Raw genomic sequence first — 2,071 nt, forward strand, 5'->3', positions numbered from 1 at the left:
TGTCTGGTCGATGCGCCGCTGGGACGGGTGGGTCTGGAAATGGAGGCGCACTGCTACGACCCGGCCGATCCGCAGCGCCGGCCGGGCTGGGACGAAATTACTGAGGTTTTGCAGTGGCTTAGCCCGCTGCCGGGCGGCAGCACGGTCAGCGTCGAACCCGGTGGCGCCGTCGAGCTGTCTGGCCTGCCGGCCGACGGCGTGCTACCTGCCATCGACGCGATGCACCGCGACCAGGCGGTTCTGCGGTCGGCTTTTGCCGACGCCGGGCTGGGGCTGGTTTTCCTGGGCGCGGACCCGTTGCGGCCGGCCGAGCGCGTTAACCCGGGGGCGCGTTACCGGGCGATGGAACAGTTCTTCGCTGCCAGCGACTCTGGGGTGGCGGGTGCGGCGATGATGACGTCGACCGCCTCGGTCCAGGTCAACGTGGACGCCGGGCCGCAAGCCGGATGGGCGGCGCGGGTGTGGCTGGCGCACGCCCTGGGGCCCACCATGATCGCGATCGCCGCCAACTCCCCGATGCTCGGCGGGGAATTCTCTGGTTGGGTCTCCACCCGGCAGCGGGTGTGGGGCCAGATGGACTCCGCACGCTGCGGACCCATCCTGGGGGCCAGCGGCGATGACCCCGGCACCGACTGGGCGCGCTATGCCCTCAAGGCGCCGGTGATGCTGGTGCACAACCTGGACGCCCCGGACCTTACCGCGGTCACGCACTATGTGGCCTTCGCCGACTGGGCGGACGGCTTGGTCCTGCTCGGCGGCCGCCGTCCGACCCTCGCCGACCTGGACTATCACCTGACTACTCTGTTCCCACCGGTCCGTCCACGGCAGTGGCTGGAAATTCGCTACCTCGATAGCGCGCCGGATGCCTTCTGGCCCGCCCTGGTGTTCACGCTGGTGGCGCTGCTCGACGACCCGGCCGCCACCGACATCGCGGCTGAAGCCGTTGAACCGGTGGCCACCGCCTGGGACACCGCGGCCCGGGTCGGTCTGCGTGACCGGCGGCTGTACGCGGCGGCCAACCGGTGTGTGGCCGTCGCCGCCGCAAACGCGCCGGCGGAGCTCAGCGACGCGATGGAGCGGCTGGTCTGCAGGGTCGAGCGGGGCCGCTGTCCCGGGGACGACTTTTCCGAGCGGGTAATCAAGCACGGCATCGCGGCTACGGTCGCGGAGGCCGCGCGGTCGACCCAAGGGGGCCTGTGACGTTCGCTGATGATTCCGACCCGTCCCCCGCAAGCGGGCGGTACCCCCAGCGCCCGGCTGCGCCGCGCTTGCGATCGTCATGCGCTGATGATTCCGACCCGCTGCACCCGGCTGCGCCGCGCTTGCGATCGTCATGCGCTGATGATTCCGACCCGCTGCGCCCGGCTGCGCCGCGCTTGCGATCGTCATGCCGGGGGCAGCTCGCCGACGATCTGACTCGCGCGCGGCTGCGGACGTTGCGGCTAGTCGATTTCGACGACGCCGAACTTTGCCGGCAGTACGACCCGTTGATGAGCCCACTGGTGTGGGACCTGGCGCACATCGGTCAGCAGGAGGAGCTTTGGCTACTGCGAGGCGGTGACCCGAATCGGCCCGGGATATTGCCGCCAGCCGTCGAGGGCCTCTACGACGCCTTCAAGCATTCCCGGGTCAGTCGTGTCGAATTACCGCTGCTGTCTCCGGAGCGGGCGCGGTCCTATTGCCGCACCGTGCGGTCCGCTGCTCTGGATGCCCTCGATGCCCTACCTGACGACCCCGCTGGCGACGAGGCGGCCTTCGTGTTCGGCATGGTGGTCAGCCACGAAAACCAACACGACGAAACCATGCTGCAGGCATTGAATCTGCGCACCGGGGCGGCGCTGTTGCCCGACACGTCCGCCCTGCCTGCCGGGCGGCGTGGAATGGCCGGAACGTCGGTGCCCGTACCCGCCGGCCCGTTCGTGTTGGGCGTCGACGCCGCCAGCGAACCGTATTCGTTGGACAATGAGCGTCCCGCCCACGTCGTCGACGTACCGGCGTTCCGGATTGGTCGGTTTCCGGTCAGCAACGGCGAATGGCAACACTTCATCGACGACGGCGGCTACGCCGACGC

2 protein-coding genes are annotated in these 2,071 nt (G+C 69.6%); both read left to right on the forward strand.

The features are described 5' to 3' along the window. A partial coding sequence (egtA, locus tag AC2VNT_RS11720; RefSeq protein WP_486947020.1) for an ergothioneine biosynthesis glutamate--cysteine ligase EgtA occupies positions 1–1,200 on the forward strand: 1,200 nt, incomplete at its 5' end. A gap of 176 nt (positions 1,201–1,376) precedes the next feature. Next, a partial coding sequence (locus tag AC2VNT_RS11725) for a DinB family protein (protein WP_486947021.1) occupies positions 1,377–2,071 on the forward strand: 695 nt, incomplete at its 3' end.

The sequence above is a fragment of the Mycobacterium sp. TH-M15 genome, from assembly GCF_057473705.1.